Annotated in this window: 20 protein-coding genes and 1 pseudogene; 9 read left to right on the top strand and 12 right to left on the bottom strand. The window is 75.8% G+C overall.

The genetic code is table 11. From position 1 onward, the window contains the following. Positions 1-221: 221 nt before the first annotated feature. From CG747_RS18450 to CG747_RS18430, 5 genes are all read right to left on the bottom strand, one after another. The gene (locus CG747_RS18450) at positions 222-773 is read right to left on the bottom strand and encodes an ATP-binding protein (protein ID WP_100602848.1); all 552 of its coding nucleotides are present in this window, start codon (positions 771-773) and stop codon (positions 222-224) included. 194 nt (positions 774-967) lie between these two features. Next, positions 968-3,115 (bottom strand): xanthine dehydrogenase family protein molybdopterin-binding subunit, encoded by a 2,148-nt coding sequence (locus CG747_RS18445; protein WP_100602847.1) that lies wholly within the window; start codon positions 3,113-3,115, stop codon positions 968-970. 29 nt (positions 3,116-3,144) lie between these two features. Then, a complete protein-coding gene (locus tag CG747_RS18440) occupies positions 3,145-4,140 on the bottom strand; it encodes a xanthine dehydrogenase family protein subunit M (RefSeq protein WP_100602846.1) in 996 nt (331 codons plus the stop codon). Next, positions 4,137-4,730 (bottom strand): 2Fe-2S iron-sulfur cluster-binding protein, encoded by a 594-nt coding sequence (locus tag CG747_RS18435; protein WP_100602845.1) that lies wholly within the window; start codon positions 4,728-4,730, stop codon positions 4,137-4,139. Before CG747_RS18435 ends, CG747_RS18440 begins: the two co-directional genes overlap by 4 nt. Then, positions 4,730-5,143, bottom strand: a complete 414-nt coding sequence (locus CG747_RS18430) for a hypothetical protein (RefSeq protein ID WP_100602844.1) — start codon at positions 5,141-5,143, stop codon at positions 4,730-4,732. The genes CG747_RS18435 and CG747_RS18430 overlap by 1 nt, the downstream gene beginning before the upstream one ends. Before the next feature lie 197 nt (positions 5,144-5,340). On the opposite strand from CG747_RS18430, the gene CG747_RS18425 reads away from it, so the two are divergent. Further along, positions 5,341-6,168, top strand: coding sequence for a lipase family protein (locus CG747_RS18425; protein ID WP_180985594.1), 828 nt, complete (start codon positions 5,341-5,343; stop codon positions 6,166-6,168). Here the strand turns inward: CG747_RS18425 and CG747_RS18420 are convergent. Further along, positions 6,131-6,790 carry an isochorismatase family protein gene (locus tag CG747_RS18420; protein WP_100602925.1) on the bottom strand — a complete coding sequence of 220 codons (660 nt, stop codon included), beginning with the start codon at positions 6,788-6,790 and terminating at the stop codon, positions 6,131-6,133. The genes CG747_RS18425 and CG747_RS18420 overlap by 38 nt on opposite strands. 204 nt (positions 6,791-6,994) lie before the next feature. Here CG747_RS18420 and CG747_RS18415 point away from each other — a divergent pair, with 204 nt between their 5' ends. The 3 genes from CG747_RS18415 to CG747_RS18405 all read left to right on the top strand — a co-directional run bounded on the left by CG747_RS18415 (position 6,995) and on the right by CG747_RS18405 (position 9,907). Then, positions 6,995-8,200 carry a serine hydrolase domain-containing protein gene (locus CG747_RS18415; RefSeq protein WP_100602843.1) on the top strand — a complete coding sequence of 402 codons (1,206 nt, stop codon included), beginning with the start codon at positions 6,995-6,997 and terminating at the stop codon, positions 8,198-8,200. 115 nt (positions 8,201-8,315) lie between these two features. Then, positions 8,316-8,567, top strand: coding sequence for a hypothetical protein (locus CG747_RS18410; RefSeq protein ID WP_257980521.1), 252 nt, complete (start codon positions 8,316-8,318; stop codon positions 8,565-8,567). Positions 8,568-8,848: 281 nt separating this feature from the next. Beyond that, the gene (locus tag CG747_RS18405) at positions 8,849-9,907 is read left to right on the top strand and encodes a PP2C family protein-serine/threonine phosphatase (RefSeq protein ID WP_100602924.1); all 1,059 of its coding nucleotides are present in this window, start codon (positions 8,849-8,851) and stop codon (positions 9,905-9,907) included. Here the strand turns inward: CG747_RS18405 and CG747_RS18400 are convergent. From CG747_RS18400 to pcaH, 4 genes are all read right to left on the bottom strand, one after another. Beyond that, the gene (locus tag CG747_RS18400) at positions 9,883-11,100 is read right to left on the bottom strand and encodes a 4-hydroxybenzoate 3-monooxygenase (protein WP_100602841.1); all 1,218 of its coding nucleotides are present in this window, start codon (positions 11,098-11,100) and stop codon (positions 9,883-9,885) included. The genes CG747_RS18405 and CG747_RS18400 overlap by 25 nt on opposite strands. Then, a complete protein-coding gene (pcaD, locus tag CG747_RS18395) occupies positions 11,100-11,918 on the bottom strand; it encodes a 3-oxoadipate enol-lactonase (protein ID WP_100602840.1) in 819 nt (272 codons plus the stop codon). The genes CG747_RS18400 and pcaD overlap by 1 nt, the downstream gene beginning before the upstream one ends. A 102-nt stretch (positions 11,919-12,020) precedes the next feature. Beyond that, entirely contained in the window at positions 12,021-12,638 is a 618-nt protein-coding gene (gene pcaG, locus CG747_RS18390) for a protocatechuate 3,4-dioxygenase subunit alpha (RefSeq protein WP_100602839.1), read from the bottom strand. Beyond that, positions 12,638-13,345, bottom strand: a complete 708-nt coding sequence (gene pcaH / locus CG747_RS18385; protein ID WP_100602838.1) for a protocatechuate 3,4-dioxygenase subunit beta — start codon at positions 13,343-13,345, stop codon at positions 12,638-12,640. The genes pcaG and pcaH overlap by 1 nt, the downstream gene beginning before the upstream one ends. Positions 13,346-13,765: 420 nt before the next feature. On the opposite strand from pcaH, the pseudogene CG747_RS49550 reads away from it, so the two are divergent. Both CG747_RS49550 and CG747_RS18375 read left to right on the top strand, forming a co-directional pair. Further along, positions 13,766-13,843 (top strand): annotated as a pseudogene (locus CG747_RS49550) (hypothetical protein); the annotation flags it as partial. A 187-nt stretch (positions 13,844-14,030) separates the two neighbouring features. Then, positions 14,031-14,465 carry an IclR family transcriptional regulator C-terminal domain-containing protein gene (locus CG747_RS18375; RefSeq protein ID WP_180985592.1) on the top strand — a complete coding sequence of 145 codons (435 nt, stop codon included), beginning with the start codon at positions 14,031-14,033 and terminating at the stop codon, positions 14,463-14,465. Positions 14,466-14,534: 69 nt separating this feature from the next. On the opposite strand, the gene CG747_RS18370 is transcribed toward CG747_RS18375, so the two are convergent. Further along, complete coding sequence (locus CG747_RS18370; protein WP_100602836.1) at positions 14,535-15,521, bottom strand: YihY/virulence factor BrkB family protein; 987 nt, start codon at positions 15,519-15,521, stop codon at positions 14,535-14,537. 18 nt (positions 15,522-15,539) lie between these two features. On the opposite strand from CG747_RS18370, the gene CG747_RS18365 reads away from it, so the two are divergent. Continuing rightward, entirely contained in the window at positions 15,540-17,186 is a 1,647-nt protein-coding gene (locus tag CG747_RS18365; protein WP_100602835.1) for an acyl-CoA dehydrogenase family protein, read from the top strand. A gap of 169 nt (positions 17,187-17,355) precedes the next feature. On the opposite strand, the gene CG747_RS18360 is transcribed toward CG747_RS18365, so the two are convergent. Continuing rightward, the gene (locus tag CG747_RS18360; protein ID WP_100602834.1) at positions 17,356-17,769 is read right to left on the bottom strand and encodes a hypothetical protein; all 414 of its coding nucleotides are present in this window, start codon (positions 17,767-17,769) and stop codon (positions 17,356-17,358) included. 298 nt (positions 17,770-18,067) lie between these two features. Here CG747_RS18360 and CG747_RS18355 point away from each other — a divergent pair, with 298 nt between their 5' ends. Beyond that, a complete protein-coding gene (locus tag CG747_RS18355) occupies positions 18,068-19,429 on the top strand; it encodes a helix-turn-helix domain-containing protein (protein ID WP_100602833.1) in 1,362 nt (453 codons plus the stop codon). Between the two features lie 204 nt (positions 19,430-19,633). Then, positions 19,634-20,518 (top strand): LLM class flavin-dependent oxidoreductase, encoded by an 885-nt coding sequence (locus CG747_RS18350; RefSeq protein ID WP_100602832.1) that lies wholly within the window; start codon positions 19,634-19,636, stop codon positions 20,516-20,518. Positions 20,519-20,593 lie beyond the last annotated feature (75 nt).

Genomic DNA, 20,593 nt, shown 5'->3' with positions numbered 1-20,593 from the left:
GGGTCGTACGGGAACAACGGTCAGCAGAGTGTTCCAAGAGGAACGAGGGTCCGGGAAGGGGGGGTGTCCCGGAGATGACACCTCACCGTACGGGGGGTGAACTCCCAGGCCGGGTGCGCCCCGGCACGGCGAACGGCCGGCGGGTCACGGCAGTTGTGCCGTGACCCGCCGGCCGTCCGGGGGCCGTCGGGCGCGCCGACCGGCGACGCGACCTGCGGGAGCTAGACCAGCGTCGCCTCCGACGGGGACGGGTCGGCGGCGACGGCCGGGCCGGATGCGGAGGCCGGGGCCGGGTCGGGGGCGGGGGCGGCCGGGGGCTCCACCGCGGGCGCGGGTTCCACCACGTCCGGCACGCTGCGCAGCGGCACCGGCGGGGTCACCGGGGCGGTGCGGGCCGCCTCGATCCGGCGGGTGAACCAGATGACCTTGCCGTCGGGCGTCCCGCAGGTGCCCCAGCTGTCGCTCAGCGCGGCGATCCGGGCGAGTCCGCCGCCGCCCGCGCTCTCCAGCCGCGGCAGCCGGGGGCCCTCGTCGGCGACCGAGGCCGTCAGATGGCGGCCGCTCCAGCGGAGTTCGACCACACAGCGGGCGGCGGGGCCGATATGGCGGTGGACGTTGGTCAGGAGCTCCGCCACCCCCTCGCACACGGGCGGGATCTGCGGGTCGAGATTCCAGTGGCGCAGATGCGCGGCGACGATCCGCCGGATCTGGGGGACGCGCTCCGCCGAGGCGTGCAGTTCGACCGTGTAGTGCCGGTCGCCGGGTGGTGTCATGTCGTGGCTCCTCACCGCGAGGCTCACGTCTTTCACCTCGTTGGACCAACGAACCCCGAACACGAAGAGTGAGCATCCGTCACGTATGGGTTGACTGCCATGCTGGCCCGGGGGTTCCCGGTCCGCAACAGGGGTGGCCCGTCGGGGTTGCCCGCCCCGGTTGCGGGCCCCGGTGGTGAGCCCCGTACCGGCCGTCAGGAGCGGCGCGCGGCCAGCTCGGCCAGCGCGGCCAGCGCGGCCAGCACCTTGTCCGGCGTCAGCGGCAGGTCGCGGAGCCGGGCGCCGGTGGCGTGCCACACCGCGTTGCCGAGCGCCGCCGCGGTGCCGACGATGCCGATCTCGCCGATGCCCTTGCTGCCCATGGGGTTGAGGTGCGGGTCCTCCTCGTCGAGCCAGTGCGCCTCGACGACCGGCACGTCGGCGCAGGCCGGGACGTGGTACGCGGCCAGGTCGCGGGCGGTGAAGTCGCCGAAGGCGGGGTCCAGGGCGCTGCCCTCCATGAGGGCCATGCCCAGGCCCATGGTCATCCCGCCGATGAACTGGGAGCGCGCGGTGCGGGAGTTGAGGATCCGCCCGGCCGCGTACTGGCCGAGGAGGCGGCGGACCCGGACCTCGCCGGTGCGGAGGTCGGCCTGCACCTCGGCGAAGACGGCACCGAAGGCGTGCCGGGAGTACGGGGACCGCTGGGCGGTCTCCAGGCGGGTGTCCTCGGTGACCGTGATCCCCTCGGCGGGGAGCGGCCCCGCGTGGTCGCGCAGCCGGGCCAGCAGCGCCGTGCACGCCTTGTGGACGGCCCAGCCCCAGGAGGCGGTGCCGGCGGAGCCGCCGGCCAGCATGGCGGGCGGCAGGTCGCTGCTGCCGATGTCGACCCGGACGCGGTCCTCGGGGACGCCGAGCACGGCGGCGGCGACCTGGGCGAGGACGGTGCGGGCGCCGGTGCCGATGTCGGTGGCGTTGACCCGGATCAGGTAGCCGCCGTCGGCGGCGGCGTGCGCCTCGGCCTCGGTGGCGCCGATGTAGACGGGGTAGGTGGCCGCGGCGACGCCGGTGCCCAGCAGGAGGTCGCCGTGGCGGTGTACGCCGGGGCGGGGGTCGCGGGGCAGCCAGCCGAAGCGTTCGGCGCCCTCGCGGAGGCAGTCCACGAGGTGGCGGCTGCTGAAGGGGCGCCCGCTGTCCGGTTCGGTGTCGGGCTCGTTGCGGATGCGCAGTTCGACCGGGTCGATGTCCAGGAGGGCGGCGAGTTCGTCGACGGCGGACTCCAGGGCGTACATCCCGGGGGCCTCGCCGGGGGCGCGCATCCAGGAGGGGCTGGGCACGTCGAGGGCGGCGACGCGGTGGGTGGTGCGGCTGTGCGGCGAGGTGTACATGATGCGTGCCGGCACCGCGGCCTGCTCCACGAACTCCGCGATCGTGGAGGTGTGGGTGACGCAGTCGTGGGCGAGGGCGGTGATCACACCGTCGGTGCCGGCGCCGATCCGGACCCGCTGGAGCGTGGGGGCGCGGTGGCCGACCACGGCGGGCATCTGGCGGCGCGGCAGGGCCAGTTTGACGGGGCGGCCGGTGTGCCGGGCGGCCATCGCGGCGAGCACGACCTGGGGCCGGGGCGTCCCCTTGGAGCCGAAGCCGCCGCCGACGTGCTCGGAGATCACGGTGATCTCGTCCGTTCCGAGCTTGAACAGGGCGGCCAGGTCCTCGCGCACTTTGGTGGCGCCTTGGCTGGCGTCGTAAACGGTGAGGTGGCCGTTGGCCCACTGGGCGGTGGCGGCGTGCGGTTCCATGGGGTGGTTGTGCAGCGGCGGCACGGTGTAGGCCGCGTCGACCCTCACCGGTGCGGCGGCGAACGCCGCGTCGAAGTCGCCGCGTTCGCGGACCGCGGGGAAGTCGCCGTTGACGGTCTCCGGCACGTACAGCTCCGGGTGGTCCGCGGTGACGCGTACGTCGTGGGGCTCGGTGGCGTAGGCGACGTGGACGGCCTCGGCGGCGTCCCGGGCGGCCTCCAGGGTGTCGGCGACGGCGAGCGCGACGTACCAGCCGTGGTGCGGGACGCGGTCCTCCTGGAGCAGGGCCAGGGTGCGGTCCGGGGTGGACGCCAGGCGGGGCGCGTTCTCGTGGGTGAGCACCGCGATCACCCCGGGCAGCGCCAGCGCCCCGCCGATGTCCAGTTCGGTGATCCGGCCGCGGGCGACGGTGGCCGGGACCGGCCAGGCGTAGGCGCAGCCGGGCGGGGTGTGCTCGGCGGCGTAGCGGGCGGTGCCGGTGACCTTCTGCCGGCCCTCGCGGCGGACCAGGGGGTCGCCCAGAGGGTGCGGCGGCGGGCCCAGCGGGAACTGGTCGTGGCTCATGGCGCGGGTCCTTGCGGTCGGGGGCGGGGTCACCCGTTGGCGGCGCGGGCGGCGAGGTCGGTGAGCACGCCGACGGCGAGGGCATGGGCCAGCGGGACCTTGAAGCCGTTGTCGCGCAGTGGCGCGGCGGCGGCGAGTTCGGCGGCGGCGGCGCGGGCGAAGGACTCCTCGGTGGCGGGCGCGCCGTGCAGCGCGGCCTCGGCGGTGCGGGCCCGCCAGGGGCGGTGGGCCAGTCCCCCGAAGGCGAGCGCGGCGTGGGCGACGACGCCGTCGCGGACCGCGAGGACGGCGGCGACGGAGGCCAGGGCGAAGGCGAACGAGGCGCGGTCGCGGGCCTTGCGGTAGCGGGAGCGGGTGCCGGGGCGGGGCGGCGGCAGTTCGACGGCGGTGAGCAGTTCGCCGAGCCGGATCTCGGTGTCCCGTTCGGGGCTGTCGCCGGGCAGCCGGTGGAAGTCGGTGGCCGGGACGGTGCGTTCGCCCTCGGGCCCGTGCAGGTGCACGGTGGCGTCGAGGGCGGCGAGGGCGACCGCCGTGTCGGAGGGCTGGGTGGCGACGCAGTGCGCGGAGTGCCCGAGGACGGCGAGGTCGCGGTGGGCGCCGTCGAGGGCCGGGCAGCCGGTTCCGGGCTCCCGTTTGTTGCACGGCTTGGAGGTGTCCTGGAAGTAGGTGCAGCGGGTTCGCTGGAGGAGGTTGCCGCCGGTGGTGGCGGTGTTGCGGAGCTGTCCGGAGGCGCCGGCCAGCAGGGCCTGGGACAGCACGGGGTAGCGGTCGCGGACGGCGGGGGCCGCGGCGAGGTCGGCGTTGCGGACCATGGCACCGATGCGCAGGCCGCCGTCCGGCAGTTCCTCGATGCGGTCCAGCGGCAGCCGGCTGATGTCGACGAGGGTGCGCGGGGCCTCCACGCCGAGCTTCATCAGGTCGACGAGGTTGGTGCCGCCGGCCAGGAACTGGGCGCCGGGCTGCCCGGCGGCGGCCCGGACCGCCTCGTCGACGCTGTCGACCCGCAGGTAGCCGAAGGGCCTCATGGGCCGGTCACCCCCGCCCCGGCGGCGGCCGCGTCGGCGACCGCCTCGACGATCCGGGGGTAGGCGCCGCAGCGGCACAGGTTGCCGCTCATCCGCTCCCGGATCTCGTCGGCGGTGAGCGCCACCGGTGCCCCGGACGGGGCGGTCTCCGGGGTGACGTGGGAGGGGAAGCCGTCGGCCGCCTCGGCCAGGACGCCGACGGCGGAGCAGATCTGGCCGGGGGTGCAGTAGCCGCACTGGAGGGCGTCGCGGTCCAGGAAGGCCTCCTGGAGGGGGTGGAGCCGCTCGCCGTCGGCGAGGCCCTCGACGGTGGTGATGCGGCATCCGTCGTGCGCGACGGCCAGCAGCAGGCAGCTGTTGGCGCGCCGCCCGTCGACGAGGACCGTGCAGGCGCCGCACTGCCCGTGGTCGCAGCCCTTCTTGGTGCCGGTGAGGTCGAGGTGCTCGCGGAGCATGTCCAGGACGGTGGTGCGGTGGTCGAGGGTCAGGGCGTGCGGGGTGCCGTTGACGGTGAGGGTCAGTTCGGAGTGGCGGCCGTTGACCCGGCGCGGGCCGTCGGTGTCGTCCCGGCGGCCCGCCCCGGACGGCATCAGGGGGCACCTTTCGTGACGGGCTGCCGCAGCGTCTCCAGCCGCAGTTCGACCTCTTTCTCCTGGTCGCCGGCGGCCGTGCCGAGGATGTGGACGACGAAGGCGGCCTTCAGGCCCGCGCAGAGCTGGTCCACGGCCCAGTAGCCGCCCTGGAGGGTGACGGTGACGGGGGCGGTCAGCCGGCGCGGCTCCGGGGTGGTGCCGCGCTCGCTGACGTCGACGGTGGAGGTCCACACCGTCGCGCCCGGCCCGGCCGTCTCCTGGGGCACGTCGTCCGCGGCGCGGTCGGAGCGGAAGGCGGTGTGCAGGACCCTGAAGATGGCGTGGGCGTCGGCCGCCTTGCAGCCCTGGACCTCCACCACCACGTCGGCCGATACGTGTTCCGCGTGTGACGCCTGTTCCGCACTGTTCACTGTGGGCCCTTCCTGTGGGTGCCGGACGCTTCCAGGCTCGCTCCGCACCCCGCTCTCGGCGACCCGAGGCTCGAACGAGTGGTTTGAACGGGCGCACCTGCTCGTCACCTCACCGCAGGGTTACGGTGTGTAGTCAGAGCGCGCTCTCCGTAGTCGCCCTGTCGTCCTGCCGGCCGCACATCCCCCCAGGAGCACCGTTGACCAGTCCCCTCGTCGACCAGCACGCCACCGGCTACAGCCTCCGCCAGGCGCTGTGCATGGTGCGCGCCGCCGAGCTCGCGTACCAGGACGAGCAGACCATCGATGCCGCCGCCCGGGAGTGGGGGTTCGACCGGGTGCGTCACCACCACACCGCGTTCCGCCCGCCGTTCCCGCTCCAGGACACCCAGGCGTACACCCTCGGCGGGCGGCACATGATCATCACCGCGTTCCGCGGCACCGAGCCGGCCGAGCTGCGGGACTGGCTCTCCGACGCCTCCACCCCGCCGTGGCCCGGCCCCGGCGGCCGGGGCCATGTGCACCACGGCTTCGCCGAGGCGCTGGAGGCCGTCTGGCCGCAGGTCCTCACCACGCTCAAGGAGTTCCGGGACAACAACCAGGCGCTCTACTTCACCGGCCACAGCCTGGGCGGGGCGCTGGCGATGCTGGCCGGCACCCGGCTGCACTTCGAGGACCCCCGGCTGACCGCCGACGGCGTCTACACCTTCGGCCAGCCCCGCACCTGCGACCCGGGGCTGGCCCGGGATTTCAACGGCGCCTTCGCGGAGCGGATGTACCGCTTCGTCAACAACAACGACATCGTCCCCCAGCTCCCCCCGGAGCCGGTCTTCCGCCATGTCTCCGCGCTGCGCTACATCGACTCCCGGGGCGCGGTGCACAACACCATGCCGCTGATCGGCGGCCTGCTGGACCGCGGCCGGGGCCTCACCGCCGATCTGCTGGCCCCCGCCTCGGACGGCATCCGGGACCACTTCATCACGGCGTACGTCACCGCGCTGGAGCAGGCGGCGGAGCGGCAGGGCTGAGCCGGCGGTCGGCCGCGGCGGCGGGGAGCCAGGGGAAGGGCGGCTGCACCGGCGGGGCGGCGAAGGGGACGGCGGCGGCGTGCGGGACGATCTCGACCTCGTCGCCCAGGGCCCATTCGGCGGCCCGGGAGGACATCGCGGCGGGCACGGTGCCGCTGATGCCGGGGGCGGCGGGGATGTCGTAGGTGGCGTGCGCGTCGTGCGGCAGGACGACGCGGTGGCCCAGCACCAGTGCGGTCCGCGCGGTGGCCGCGACGCACATTTCGGAGAGCACGCCGCACACCGCCAGTTCGGTCACGCCCGCCCCGGTGAGCAGGGCGCCGAGCCCGGTGCCGGCGAAGCCGTCGTCCTCGGTCTTGCGGACCACGTGCTCGCGGGGGCCGGGCTCGACGGGGAGGTGCAGTTCCCAGCCGGGGGTGCGGGGGGCGTCGACGGTGCCGGGCTCACCGTCGTTCTGCAGGTGGACGACGAGGGCGCCGGCCGCGCGGGCACGGGCGAGCAGGCCGCGGGTGCGGTCGAGGACCCGGGCCGCGTCGGGGACCGCCTCCGCCCCGGAGACGAACGCGGACTGGACGTCGACGACGAGGAGGGCCTGGACGGGGCGGAGCGGCGCGGCGGTCATGGTGGCCATCATCCCGGTCCGCGGCGCTGGGCCGGACGGGCGGGAATGTTTCCGGCCGGACAGGCATGGTTGCCACAGGCATCGATTCGGGCGGATCATCCGTAGGTGCTCCACGGCCGTGCCGACGTCGTGTCCGCGCGTGGGCGAGCGTGCGGTGGGGCCGCGGTACCCGACCCGCACCGCGACGACGCGAGGAGAGCCACCGTGGAAGCTGCCACCGTCAACGGCCGCTGCGCACCGGGTTTCGAGGGGGTGCGCAGCGCCTTCGAGGAGAATTTCCGCGAGCACCGCGAGGTCGGGGCGGCGGTGACGGTGATCCTGGACGGGGAGCCGGTGGTCGACCTGTGGGGCGGCCGCGCGGATGCGGCGGGGAGCCGGGCCTGGGAGCGGGACACCCTGGTCAACGTCTACTCGACGGCCAAGGGGATGACCGCGCTGTGCGCCCATCTCCTGGTGGATCGGGGCGAGTTGGACCTGGATGCGCCGGTCGCCCACTACTGGCCGGAATTCGCCCAGGCCGGCAAGGAGGCCATACCGGTGCGCTGGCTGCTCAGCCACCGTGCCGGGATGCTGGCGCCCCGGGAGCCGCTGGCCGAGGGCCGCGCCTACGACTGGGAGTACGTCTGCGACGCCCTGGCGGCCACCCCGCCGTGGTGGGAGCCGGGGACCGCGCAGGGCTACCACGCGATCACCTTCGGGTATCTGGTGGGCGAGGTGGTCCGGCGGATCACCGGGCAGTCGCTGGGGTCGTTCCTGCGCAGCGAGATCACCGGGCCGCTCGACGCCGCGGTGTTCATCGGCACCCCGGCCGGGGAGCACCCGCGGTGCGCCGACATGGTCGGCCAGCTGAGCCCGCGCCAACTCGGCGCGCGCTTCCCGGACCTGCCGGAAGCGCCGGTGGGCGCCATCGCCGACCATCCGCGGGCCGCGGTCACGCTGGCGCTGACGTACATCCCCACCGGCGACGTCAACAGCGCCGCCTACCGCACCGCCGAGATCCCGTCCGGCAACGCCCACGCCACGGCGCGCGGCCTGGCCGCCGTCTACGCGGCGCTGGCCGGCGGCGGGCTGGTCGGGCCGGCCACCCTGGAGGCGATGCGCCGCTCGCAGAGCCGGCCGGACGAACCGGACCTGACCCTCGGCGCGCTCACCCCGGAGGGCACCGCCGCGGCGTTCCGCTGGGGGCTGGGCTACATGCTCAACGACCGGGGCCAGGCGGGGCCCAACCGGCGGGCCTTCGGGCACGGCGGCGCGGGCGGCTCGTACGCGTTCGCGGACCCGGAGAACGGGCTGGCGTACGCGTACGTCATGAACCGGTTCGGGGGCGGGACCAGCGGCGAGGACCCGCGCAGCCGGGCGCTGGTGGCGGCGGTGTACACCGCGCTGGCGGCGGTCCGCGGCCGGCCCTGAGGGCCCGTCCCGACCGCCGCGGATGCGCGGGTGCGGCGCAATAATGGGAGGTGCGGCATGGATCCGTCCGGCGCCGCCGCGGGCGCGGCGGCCCCGGAGAGAGGGCGTGGTGACCATGGAACGGGACACCGAGACGGTTCACGAGGCGTACTCGTTCGTCTGCCTGCACTGCGGACACGGGTGGGAGGAGGAGTACGAGATCCGGCACACCACCGATCTCGCCGGCCGCCGGCGCGCCGACTACTTCACCCACGGCCGGCGGGTGCCCTCGCCGCTGACCCGCGCCGACTGCCCGGACTGCAACCGCGGCCCGATCCGGATACTGCGGCCCGGCCGGGTCAACAGCGCTCGGACCTTCCTCGGCTGACCCGCCCGCGCCGCCGCGCCCGACCCCGCTGCAATTCGATAACGGGGGCGCACACCCCGTCCTTCAGCCCGGCAAATGTTGCATATGCTCAGGTCGGGGGCCCGTAGGCCGGTTTCGGACAGTCGAACGGACCGCGGCCGGTCCCCCACGAGCGATCGCCTCTCAGGGGCCGCCGGCCCGGCGGTCCCTGATCCGCCACAACGCCGGAGTGGACCTTGGCCGTGGAGAAGGGGGAGCAGCGCACCCGCTCCCGTGCGCTGGCCGCGCTTCCGTACCTGGTCATGGCCGCGGTCAGCGCGGTGGACCTCACCGCGGGCCCGGAGGTCGGCTTTCTGCCCCTGGTGTCGCTGGGGCCGGCGTTCGCCGGTCTGGTCGGCGGCTGGCGGCGGACCGCGCTGGTCGGGCTGACGGCGGCGGTGCTCTGCGTCGGGCTGGGGGTGCACAGCGGGCTGTTCGAGAGCCGGCGCGGGCTGACCGCGCTGCTGTCGGTGGCCGGGGTGACCGCGGCCGGGGTGGTGGCCGCGGTGATGCGGCAGCGCCGGGAGGCGGAGCTGGCCAGCGTGCGGTCGATCGCCGAGGTCGCCCAGCGGGTGCTGCTGCGACCGGTGCCGCGCGGCGCCGGTCCGCTGCGGATCGCGGTCTCGTACACCTCCGCGGTGGCCGAGGCCCGGATCGGCGGCGATCTCTACGAGGTGGTGACCTCGCCCGCCGGGGTGCGGATCATCGTCGGGGACGTGCAGGGCAAGGGCCTGGAGGCGGTGGAGAGCGCCGCGGTGGTGCTCGGCGCGTTCCGGGAGGCGGCGCACGACGAGCCGGACCTGCCGGCGGTCGGCGCCCGGGTCGAGCGGGCGCTCAACCGCCACCTGTCCGGCGAGCGGTTCGTGACCGCGGTGCTCGCCGAGATCGGCGACGGACCGCACGCCACGCTGCTGAACTTCGGCCACCCCTCGCCCCTGGTCGTCCGCCCCTCCGGCGAGGTCGGCTACGCGGCGCCGCCGGACCGCGCGCTGCCGCTGGGCCTGATGGAGCACGGGCCGGAGGCGCCGCTCCCCCACCAGGTGCCGTTCGCCCCCGGCGACCAGCTGCTCTTCTACACCGACGGGGTCACCGAGGCCCGGGACTCGGCCGGCTGGTTCTACCCCCTCGACGAGCGCGCCCACCTGCTCAAGGACCCCGACCCGGAGGCGGCGCTGCAGGCGGTCCGGGAGGATGTGGTCGACCACGCGGAGGGACCGCTGCACGATGACGCGGCGATGCTGCTGGTGCGGTACCGGACGGGGCACCGGGACCCGGACCGGCCGGGCCCGGGCGGCGGTCAGGACAGCGGCAGGCCGGTGTAGTTCTCGGCGAGTTCGGCGGCGGCGTGCCGGGAGCCGGCGATGCGGTCGAGCTGGGCGAGCTGGAGCCGGGTGTCGAAGGGGCTCTGGTCCGGGGCGGTGTGCAGGGTCGTGGTCATGAAGTGCGAGAAGTGCTCGGCGCGCCAGACCCGGCGCAGGCAGGTGGCGGAGTAGGCGTCGAGCAGGTCCGCCGAGCCGGTCCGGTGCCGGTGCGTCAGGGCGCGGGCCAGGACGGTGACGTCGGCGACGGCGAGGTTGAGGCCCTTGGCGCCGGTGGGCGGGACGATGTGCGCCGCGTCGCCGGCCAGCAGGATCCGGCCCCAGCGCATCGGCTCGGTGACCGAACCGCGCAGCGGCAGGACGGCCTTGGCGGTGAGCGGGCCGCGGGCCGGTCTCCCGGGGACGGTGCCGACGGCGGCGCGGGCCTCCAGTTCGTCCCAGATCCGGTCGTCGGGCCAGTCCGCCGGGTCGGTGCCGTTGGGGACCTGGAGGTAGAGCCGGCTGAGGGTGGGGGTGCGCATGCTGAGCAGGGCGAAGCCGCGGTCGGAGTGGGCGTAGACCAGCTCGTCGCGGGCGGGCGGCACATCGGCGAGGACGCCGAGCCAGGAGTAGGGGTAGCCGCGGGTGTAGGTGCGGCGGGCGGACTCCGGGATCGCCTGCCGGGCCACGCCGTGGAAGCCGTCGCAGCCGGCGACGTAGGCGCAGGTGAGGGTGTGTTCGCGGCCGCCGTGGGTGTAGTGGATGCGGGGCCGGTCGGTGTCCGCGCCGGTCACCGCGAGGGCCCGGGCGTCGAACAGCAGCGGCGGGCCGTCGGCGAGCTGGAGCGCTGTCAGGTCCTTGACGACCTCCGTCTGGGCGTAGACGGTCACCCGGCGGCCGCCGGTCAGCGCCGGGAAGTCCAGGCGGTGGGCGCGCCCGCGGTAGCGCAGCTCGATGCCGTCATGGACCAGTCCCTCGCGGTCCAGCCGCTCCCCCGCCCCGCAGGCGCGCAGCACGTCGGTGGTGCCCTGTTCGAGGATGCCGGCGCGCTGCCGCTGCTCGACGTAGGCCCGGTCGCGGCCCTCCAGGACCACGCAGTCGATGCCGGCGCGGTGCAGCAGCCGGGCGAGCAGCAGTCCGGCGGGGCCGCCGCCGACGATGCCGACGGTGGTGTCGCGGGGAGGCCCGCTCGGTGGGGAGGCGGGGGTCCGGGGCATCAGCGGGCCGTTCCTGGGGCGGTGCGGGTGTGGAGCGGGGCGAGGTGGGCGAGGAGGGCCGCGAGAACCTCGGCGGGGCGTTCGACGCCGGCGAGGTGCGCGGCGCCGGACAGCTCGACGAGGCTGGCGTCCGGGATGCCGTCGGTGAGTTCGCGGGCGTGCGCGGGCGGGGTGGCCGGGTCGGCGCGGCCGGCCACGACGAGGGTGGGGGCGGCGATCCGGGGCAGCGCGGTGCGCAGGTCGAAGCCGGCCAGCGCGTCGCAGCAGGCCGCGTACCCGGCGGGCGAGACGTCCCGGCGCAGCGTCTCGACCAGCGCGGTGGCGGTCGGCGAGGGGGCGAAGGCGGGGGTGAACCAGCGGTCGGCGGCCGTGTCGGCAACCGCGTCGGTGCCCTTGGCGCGGACCCGGGCGGCCCGTTCGCGCCAGCCGGCCGGCTCGCCGAACCGCGCGGACGAGCAGACCAGGGCGAGCGAGGCGATCCGGGTCGGGTGGTGTGCGGCGAGCCAGGCGCCCACCGCGCCGCCCAGCGACACCCCGGCGTAGGCGAACCGGTCGAGGCGGAGGGCGTCGGCGAGGTCCAGGACCAGGCGGGCCAGTTCGGGGACGGTGGTCGTCCCGGGGTCGGCCAGGACGTCGAGGGGGGTGCCGCCGTGGCCCGGGAGGTCCCAGCGGACGACGTGGAACCGGCGGGCGAGTTCCGGGAGTTGGGGGTCCCAGACGGAGAGCGCGGTGCCCAGGGACGGGCCGAGGACGAGCGGCGGGGCGCCGAGCGGGCCGTCGGCGGCGTGGTGCAGTGCGGGGGCGGCGGGCGGCGTCATACGGGCTCCTGCGGGGCGTGCGGGTGCTGCGTGGGGCGCGCGGGGCGGGCCGTCCGGGTCGGGGCGCGGGGCGGTGGTTCGGCGGGAGGTCCGGCCGCTGGTTCAGCGGAAGGCAAGGAACACCGTCTCCTCGTAGCTGCCGTCCGCCGGCTGCTGGAGTTGCACGTCGAAGCGGTAGCGGCCGGGGCCGTCGGGGCGGGCCAGGAGGGTGCGGGCGCGCTCCTCGGGCAGTGCGGCCAGCAGCGGGTCGGCGGCCCGGGCCGCGCCGTGTCCGGGGAAGTAGACGCGGGTGAACAGGTGGTGCAGCAGGCCGCGGGCGTGGACGCAGACCGCGAGGTGGGGCGCGGCGCCCGGGCGTCCGGCGGGGGGCAGGGTGCGGACCGCGTAGTGCCCGTCGGCGTCGGTGGGGACCCGGCCGAAGCCGGTGAACACCGCGCCGTCCCGGCCGAGGAGCGCGCCGGTGGCCGGGTCCCGGCGCAGCGAGCCGGGCGCGCCGGCCGGGTTGCCGTCCGGGCCGGCCTGCCAGAACTCCAGCAGCGCGTCGGGCACCGGGGCCCCCTCCCCGTCGCGGACCAGGCCGTGCAGGGTGACGGCGTCGGGGTGCCCTTCGGGCGCGATCCGGCCGCCGTCGGGGAAGGGGAGGGCGTGGCCGAAGAAGGGGCCGATGGTCTGCGCGGGCGTCGGGGCGAGCAGCCCGCCGCTGGCGGCGGTGTCGGACATCAGCGGCCCTCCTCGGTCCGGGTGGCGGACGGGCCGTCCAGGACCACGTCCCAGCGGTAGCAGAGCGGCCCGTCGGGCAGCGACAGCTCATGGTCGTAGACCGCGATCAGGCTCCGGCGGGCGGCGGGGTCGGCGACCGAGGCGAGCATCTGGTCGTAGGCGAGGAGCGGGTCGCCGGGGAAGTACATCTGGGTGACCAGCCGCTGGGTGAAGGCGGTGCCGAAGAACGAGAAGTGGATGTGGGCCGGGCGCCAGGCCCGTTCGCCGGGCAGCGGGTAGGCGCCGGGCCGGACGGTGGTGAAGGCGTAGCGGCCCCGGTCGTCGGTGAGGCAGCGGCCGACGCCGGTGAAGTGGGGGTCCAGCGGCGCCGGGTGCCGGTCCTGCCGGTGGGCGTACCTGCCGGAGGCGTTGGCCTGCCAGATCTCGACGAGTTGGCCGCGGACCGGGCGGCCGGCGCGGTCCAGGACCCGGCCGGTGACGGTCAGGCGCTCGCCGAGCGGCTCGCCGGGGTGCTGCCGGGTGAGGTCGGCGTCGAGGTCGTGGACGTCGGCGGGGCCGAAGACCGGGGCGGTCAGCTCCACGGCCTCGGGGTCGGTCCGGATGTCGAGGGGGTGGCGCGGCCGCCGGGGGTGGCGCGCCGGTGCGCCGCGGTAGGGCGCGGGTTCCGGGGCCGGGAGCGGCGGGGCGGGGGATGCGGGTGCGGTCATGGGTGCCCTTTCCCTGCGGTGGACGGGTACGGACCGGGCGGTGGACACCGCTCCGCCGGGACGCGGTCCAGCGTGCCGACGTTTTCCCCGGCGGTCACCGGGGCGCGCCGGAGCGCCACCCCCGGCAGCCGCGGCGTCCTGTCGAGCACCCGTCAGGACCCGGCCGGTCGCCGGTACGTCCACGGCCTTCCTGGCGGGTCAATTGCCTTCCGGACGAAGGCTGTTCGCCCAGTGAACCGACGTTCACGGTTCGCGCTGCGCCGAGTCTGACCCTGGCCCCCGGCCGTGTCAACGGTGCGCCCGGTACGGTTCCGGACTACTCCGGACCACCTCCCCGCACCGTGGAGAACCCCTTGCCGCCGTCCGCCCGCACCGCTCTGCCCACCCCGGCGCCACCACCGGAGGCGGGTGGCGCCGCTGATGCGTGCGCTGACGGTGCTGCGCGCACTGACGGCCGCCGGCGGCCGGGCCGCGGTGGGCGATCTGGTGCGGGCCACCGGTCTGGCGCGCGCCACCGCGGACCGCGTCCTGAGCACCCTCGACCGGCTCGGCTACGTCCCCACCGAGGGCCGCGACGCGGTGCTCGCCCCCGGCCTGCCAGCTCTCCGGGCTCACCCTGCCGGCCCTCACCCGGCCCCATCTGGCCGCGCCGGCCGAACGCGTGCGGGACTCGGCCTCGTTGGCGGTGCTGACCACCGACGCCGCCGGCACCGGGCCATCCGTCCGGTACGTCGCCGGGACCCCCGCCGCCCGCATCATGAGCGTCACCATCAGTCCGGGCAGCCGCGCCCCGGCGCACGCCACCGCCCCGGGCCGGGTGCTCCTGGCGGCCCGGCCCGCTCACCACGGGGCCGACGGCCCGGCCCTCCTCGACGGGGTCCGCGCCGACGGCCACGCCCTGGTGGACGACGAACTGGAGGCGGGCCTGCGCTCCGTGGCGGTCGCGGTGCGCGACCGCACCGGCCGGGCCGTGGCCGCGGTCGGGGTGTCCACCCACGCGGCCGGCCGGGCACCCGCGGCCACCCGCGCCGCCGTGCTGCCCGCGCTGCGCGAGACGGCCGTCGCCATCGAGGCCGACCTGCGGGTGGCCGGGCGCTATCTGCCGGTGCCGGTGCCCTGAGCCGGCTGGCGCCGAGACCCGGGCGCCGTCGTGAGTGGGCGGGTGCGGTGAATGGGTGGGTGCCGTGCGTCAGTCGGCGTCGTGGGCGGACGAGGCGCGGCGCCGTTCGCTCTCCGCGCGGGCGGCGGCGGTGGCGACGGACGGCCACACCCGGTCCAGTGCGGCGTTCATGGCGGCGCCGACCAGCACCGCGAAGGCGGAGACGCCGATCCACAGCAGGACCGCGACCGGGGCGGCCAACGAGCCGTAGATGGTGGGGCCTTCGATGGCCGCGGTGAGGTAGAGGCGGAGCAGGAAGCTGCCGAGGATCCACATCGCCAGGGCGACGACGGCACCGGGGATGTCCTCGCGCCAGGGCGAACGGACCGGCACCGAGACGTGGTAGAGCGTGGTGAGGAAGGCGATGGAGAGGATCAGCACGACCGGCCAGTACAGGGCGCGGATGATGTCCCCGCTGGCGGGGAGCCAGCCGACCACCGCGTCGGGGCCGGCGATCATCAGCGGCAGCGCGATCGCACCGGCCGCGAGGGCGGCGACGTAGAGCGCGAAGGACAGCAGCCGGGTCTGGACGATGCCGCGGCGGCCGTCCAGCCCGTACATGATCGTGATGGTGTCCACGAAGACGTTGAGCGCCCGGGAGCCGGACCACAGGGCGATGGCGAAGCCCAGCGAGATGATGTCGGGGCGGCCGCCGGTGAAGACGTCGTTGAGCAGCGGGCGGGCGATCTCGTCGACGCCCCGGTTGGACAGCACGGTGCCGGCGGCGCGCAGGACGTGGAAGCGGAAGTTGTCGAGGGTGGTGTGGCCGATCCACGGCTCGGTGTAGCCGAGGACGCCGAGCAGGCCCAGGATCAGCGGGGGCAGCGAGAGCAGGCACCAGAACGCGGCCTCGGCGGCCAGGCCGGTGACGCGGTAGCGCATGCAGGTGTCGACGATGTCCTTGAGCAGCAGCCACGTCAGGCGCCGTTTGGAGACGTTGCGGTACAGGACCCTGGCGCGGGTCAGGCGCCCCCGGCGCGGCCCGTGCGGTTCGGTCGGTTCGTTCGGCGGCTGCACCTCCTTACCGTATCGGGCATGACAGCCACCACTCATACCGTGACGAACCAGCCCCCGCCGTTGACCGGGTACGACGTCTTCGCCGCCGATCCGGCGCTCACCGAGGGGGTGGACCGGTACGTCACCGGGGAGCACCTCGGCGAGGTGCGGGAGGAGCTGGGCCGACTGGGGCAGGCGGCCGGTTCGGCCCAGGCACAGCGCTGGGGCGAGCAGGCCGACGGCTCTCCGCCGGTGCTGCGCACCCACGACCGCTACGGGCACCGCATCGACGAGGTGGAGTTCCACCCGGCGTGGCACCGGCTGCTCGGCCATGCCGTCACGGCCGGGCTGACCGACGCCTGGTCGCGTCCGCACGGGCACGTCCGGCGCACCGCGGGCTTCCTGGTGTGGACCCAGGTGGAGGCGGGGCACGGCTGCCCGCTGTCGATGACCCACGCGGCGGTGCCGGCGCTGCGGGCCGAGCCCGCGCTGGCGGCGGAGTGGGAGCCGCTGCTGACCTCGCGGGTCTACGACGCGGAGCTGCGGCCGGTGGCGCGGAAGGCGGGCGCGCTGGCGGGGATGGCGATGACCGAGAAGCAGGGCGGCAGCGACGTCCGGACGAACACCACCCGCGCCGAGCCGCTGGCGGCGGCCGGGGAGTACGCCCTGACGGGCCACAAGTGGTTCTGCTCGGCACCGATGTCGGACGCGTTCCTGGTGCTGGCCCGGGCGCCGGGCGGGCTGACCTGCTTCCTGCTGCCGCGGGTGCTGCCGGACGGCACCCGCAACGCGTTCCGGATCCAGCGGCTCAAGGACAAGCTGGGCAACCGCGCGAACGCCTCGGCGGAGGTGGAGTTCGACGGGCGCACCTGGGCGCGGCGGGTCGGCGAGGAGGGCCGCGGGCTGGCGACGATCCTCGACATGGTCGCGGCGACCCGGCTGGACTGCGTCACCGGGTCGGCGGCGGTGATGCGGCAGGCGGTGGCGCAGGCGCTGCACCACACCGCGTACCGGGAGGCGTTCGGGCGCCGACTGGCCGACCAGCCGCTGATGCGCAACGTGCTGGCCGACCTGGCGCTGGAGTCGGAGGCGGCGACCACGCTGGCGCTGCGGCTGGCCGCGGCGTACGACGGCGGCACCGCGCAGGACCGGGCCTTCCTGCGGCTGGCGGTGCCGGCGGCCAAGTACTGGGTGACCAAGCGGTGCACGCCGGTGGTCGCGGAGGCGCTGGAGTGCCTGGGCGGCAACGGCTACGTGGAGGAGTCGGGGCTGCCGCGGCTGCTGCGCGAGGCCCCGCTGAACTCGATCTGGGAGGGCGCGGGCAACGTCCAGGCGCTCGACGTGCTGCGGGCGCTGCGGCAGGAGCCCGCGGCGCTCAATGCCTATCTGACCGAGATCGGTACCGCGCGGGGCGCCGACCACCGGCTGGACCGGGCGATCACGGGGCTGCTGACCGAACTCGCCGACCTGGAGGGCATCGAGGCCCGGGCCCGGCGGTTGGCCGAGCGGCTGGCGCTGGTGCTCCAGGGGGCGCTGCTGGTGCGGTACGCGCCGCCGGAGGTGGCCGACGCGTTCTGCGCCGCCCGGCTCGGCGGCGACGCGGGCACGGCGTTCGGCACGCTGCCGCACACGCTGGACCTGGCGGCGGTGGTGGAGCGGGCACGGCCGGTGCCGGTGGCGGAGTAGTGCGGGCGACCGGGCGCGCCCGCCCGGACTTCAGTGGCGCGGCGGCGGTTCCACGTCCCCCTCGGAAGCCGTCGGCAACCCGGCTCCGGGTGGGGGACGGGACAGGGGATAACCGCCGCCGCGCCGGGCAGGGAGCGGTGTCGCGCCGACTCGGCACCGTTCCCGGTCTTCAGGGCCATCGCGGCGGCTGCGCGGTGCGCCCGCGCAGGGCCGCGTCGATGGCCACGATGATCTCGGCGTCCGGTACGTCCGGCCGGAAGCCGACCAGGACGCCGCGCGCCTCGTAGTACCGGATCACGCGGGAGGCGTCACCCGGGCCGTCCTGTTCCGCCTCGCGCAGGTGCACGACGAGGTCGGCGAAGGCCGGTGCGGGCAGCGGACCGCCGAAGCGCGCGACCCGGTCGAGGAGTTGCGGCGCACCGTCGATCACATAGCCCGTGGCCGGCAGCGGCTGACGCCTGATCAGGACGTCGACCGCGGACAGCCGGGGCACGCCGTAGTGCCCGGCCAGTCGGGCGGCCCGTGCGAGCCGACCTCCTTCGCCGGCGCCGATCACCACGACACGCGGGGTGGCGGCCACCATGATGAGCCCCCTCCCACACCGTGCCGACGACGCGGGCGGCCGATTGCATCCCGGCGGGCACCGGCGGGTTCTCCGTCGGGTGACCGGCGAAACCTCCGGATGACCCCACACCCTCAGGGCGCGGGAAGGTACGCCATCGGCCGCTGGGACCAGGTTTCCCTGGAGGAGTCATAGGCCACAACGGTTGCATTCCGTTGCAGCCGATCTGGCCAATGGACTCTCCCCGGGCGGCCGCTGACGGCACGATGGGCACGCACCGGACACCGGGACCGGACGCACGGGCACAACGGAGAGCAGTGTGAGCGACAGACCGATCGACAGGGCCGGCGAGCGGACCGGCGCCCGACCGGCCGAGAGACCGGTCGCGAGCGCCGTCCGCTCGGCCCAGGACATCCGGGAGACCGCGCGGCGGCTGGCCGGGGTCCACGAGGCGGCGCTGGCCGGCGACCACCTGCCGGCGGAGTCCCCCCGGGACGCGCCCCGCGCGGTGATCGGCGAGTCCTGGCGGCGGGCGCTGGACCGCGGCGTCGACCCGGAGCGCGGCAGCGACCAACACCCCCTGAGTGTCGCGGAGTTGGAGTTCCGGCGGCAGAAGTCCCAGCTGGCGTCGGTGCTGCCGGTGCTCAGCGGCGGACTGCTGCCGACCGCCGAAGCCGCCCAGCAGATCATGGTGGTCACCGACTCCGAGGGCCGGGTGCTGTGGCGGGACGGCAGCGCCCCGATCCGGCGGATGGCCGACCGGCTGGGCTTCGACAAGGGCGCCGACTGGGCGGAGGGGACCGTCGGCACCAACGCGATCGGCACCGCGCTGGTGGCCCGCAGCCCGGTGCTGGTGCACTCCGCCGAGCACTTCCTGCGCAGCCACCACCAGTGGACGTGCGCCGCGGCGCCGCTGCACGACCCGCGCGACGGGCGGCTGCTGGGCACCGTGGACGTCAGCGGCCCGGCGCACTCGTTCCATCCGACGACGCTGGCGCTGGTCTCCGCGGTGGCCCGGCTCGCCGAGGGGGAGCTGCGGACCCGCCACCACGCGTCCCTGGAGCGGCTGCGGTCGAGCGCGGCGCCGGTGCTGGCCCGGATCGGCGGGCGGGCGCTGGCCGTCGACGCCAACGGCTGGACGGCGGCGGTGGCGGGGGTGACCCCGCCGAGCCGGGTGGCGCTGCCCAAGGAGCCGGAGGCCGGGCCGCTGTGGCTGCCGCGGTACGGGATGTGCACGCTGGAGCCGCTGCCGGGCGGCTGGCTGATCCGGCTCGGCCGGCCGGAGCCGGCGCCGGGGCCGCACCGGGTGGTGCTGGACCTCGGCAGGCCCGCCGATCCGGCGGTGACGGTGGCCGGGCCGGCGGGCAGCTGGTCGCACGCGCTGACCCCGCGCCACGCCGAGCTGCTGTTCCTGCTGGCCGCCCATCCGCGCGGCCGCAGCGCCGCCGAGCTGGCCCAGGACCTGTTCGGCGACGGCGGGCGGACGGTGACGGTCCGGGCCGAGCTGTCCCGGCTGCGGCGCCATCTGGCGGGGGTGCTGGCCCACCGGCCGTACCGCTTCGCGGACGGGGTGGAGGTGGAGCTCCGGCTGCCGGAGCGGCCCGTGGAGCTGCTGCCGCACTCGACGGCGCCGACGGTGCTGGCGGCGAGGCGGCCGGGGGACGGGCACGGCGCGGTCTGAGCGGGCCGGTGCGCCCGCCGGAAATTCCGGTGCGCGGGCGCACCGCTCTCCCCTACGGTGGACGCACTCTGACGCAGCTCTCCAGAAGGACGTCGCAGAACGGGAGCAGCCGGTACGCGGATGACGCGCCGGACCAGACGAGTGGGCGACACGACCATCCGCGTTTCCGCATGCCCTGTGGCATGCCGTTTCTGGAGGATTTCCGTGTCCGTAGGTCTCGGCCTTCCCATCGGCGACCCCGCGCAGCTGCTGACCTGGGCGCGGCGTGCCGACGCCGCCCCGTTCTCCACCGTCGCCCTGCTCGACCGGCTGGTGTACGCCAACCCCGAACCCCTGGTCACCCTGGCCGCGCTGGCCGGCGCGACCTCCCGTGTACGTCTGCAGACCGAGGTGCTGCTGGCCCCGCTGCACCGCACCGCGCTGCTCGCCAAGCAGGCCGCCACGCTCGATCTGCTGTCCGGCGGGCGGTTCACGCTCGGCATCGGCATCGGTGCCCGCACCGACGACTATCTGGCCGCGGGGGTGGATCCGCGCACCCGGGGCCGCCGGCTCGACGGCCAGCTGGCCACGCTCCGGCGCCTGTGGGCCGGGGAGCCGCTGTCCGCGGAGGTCGGGCCGGTGGGGCCCGCCCCGGCGCGGCCCGGCGGGCCGGAGGTACTGTTCGGCGGGTTCGTACCGGCCGTGGTCGAGCGGGTGGCCCGCTGGGGCGACGGCTTCCTCGGCGCGGCCCTGCCGTCCCAGCAGATGGACGGGATGTTCCGTGATGTGGAGGCGGCCTGGGAGCGCGCCGGCCGGACCGGCCGGCCCCGGCTGCTGGCCCAGGTGAACGTCGCACTGGGACCCGATCCCGTCGTGGACCGCGCCCGACGCGAGCTGCGCGCGTACTACGGCGACTCCCCGTACACCGACCACATCGTGAACGGCCTGCTCACCACGCGGGCGGCGGTCCGCGAGGCGATCGCCTCCCACCTCGCGATCGGGGCGGACGAGGTGATGCTGTACTGCTGGTCGCCGGACCCGGACCAGGTCGGGCGGCTCGCGGACGCGGTCTTCGCACCGGACGGCGACTGGCCGGGCGTGACCGGCTAGCCGTCTCCGCTTCCCGCGCCGGTCCGGGGACAACCCGCGCCCGGACCGGCGTCTGCCCGTTCCCGAGATGTGATG

The organism is Streptomyces sp. CB02959 (genome assembly GCF_002803155.1).
Lineage (GTDB): Bacteria > Actinomycetota > Actinomycetes > Streptomycetales > Streptomycetaceae > Streptomyces.
The sequence above is the reverse complement of the archived record's forward strand: the minus strand, read 5'-3'. Positions and strand labels throughout refer to the sequence as shown.

Excerpts from the sequence above, each read along its gene's own strand:
- CG747_RS18450 (WP_100602848.1), bottom strand. The coding sequence starts at position 773 with ATGACACCACCCGGCGACCGGCACTACACGGTCGAACTGCACGCCTCG.
- CG747_RS18445 (WP_100602847.1), bottom strand. The coding sequence starts at position 3,115 with ATGAGCCACGACCAGTTCCCGCTGGGCCCGCCGCCGCACCCTCTGGGC.
- CG747_RS18440 (WP_100602846.1), bottom strand. The coding sequence starts at position 4,140 with ATGAGGCCCTTCGGCTACCTGCGGGTCGACAGCGTCGACGAGGCGGTC.
- CG747_RS18435 (WP_100602845.1), bottom strand. The coding sequence starts at position 4,730 with ATGCCGTCCGGGGCGGGCCGCCGGGACGACACCGACGGCCCGCGCCGG.
- CG747_RS18420 (WP_100602925.1), bottom strand. The coding sequence starts at position 6,790 with ATGACCGCCGCGCCGCTCCGCCCCGTCCAGGCCCTCCTCGTCGTCGAC.
- CG747_RS18410 (WP_257980521.1), top strand. The coding sequence starts at position 8,316 with ATGGAACGGGACACCGAGACGGTTCACGAGGCGTACTCGTTCGTCTGC.
- CG747_RS18405 (WP_100602924.1), top strand. The coding sequence starts at position 8,849 with ATGGCCGCGGTCAGCGCGGTGGACCTCACCGCGGGCCCGGAGGTCGGC.
- CG747_RS18400 (WP_100602841.1), bottom strand. The coding sequence starts at position 11,100 with ATGCCCCGGACCCCCGCCTCCCCACCGAGCGGGCCTCCCCGCGACACC.
- pcaD (WP_100602840.1), bottom strand. The coding sequence starts at position 11,918 with ATGACGCCGCCCGCCGCCCCCGCACTGCACCACGCCGCCGACGGCCCG.
- pcaG (WP_100602839.1), bottom strand. The coding sequence starts at position 12,638 with ATGTCCGACACCGCCGCCAGCGGCGGGCTGCTCGCCCCGACGCCCGCG.
- pcaH (WP_100602838.1), bottom strand. The coding sequence starts at position 13,345 with ATGACCGCACCCGCATCCCCCGCCCCGCCGCTCCCGGCCCCGGAACCC.
- CG747_RS18365 (WP_100602835.1), top strand. The coding sequence starts at position 15,540 with ATGACAGCCACCACTCATACCGTGACGAACCAGCCCCCGCCGTTGACC.
- CG747_RS18360 (WP_100602834.1), bottom strand. The coding sequence starts at position 17,769 with ATGGTGGCCGCCACCCCGCGTGTCGTGGTGATCGGCGCCGGCGAAGGA.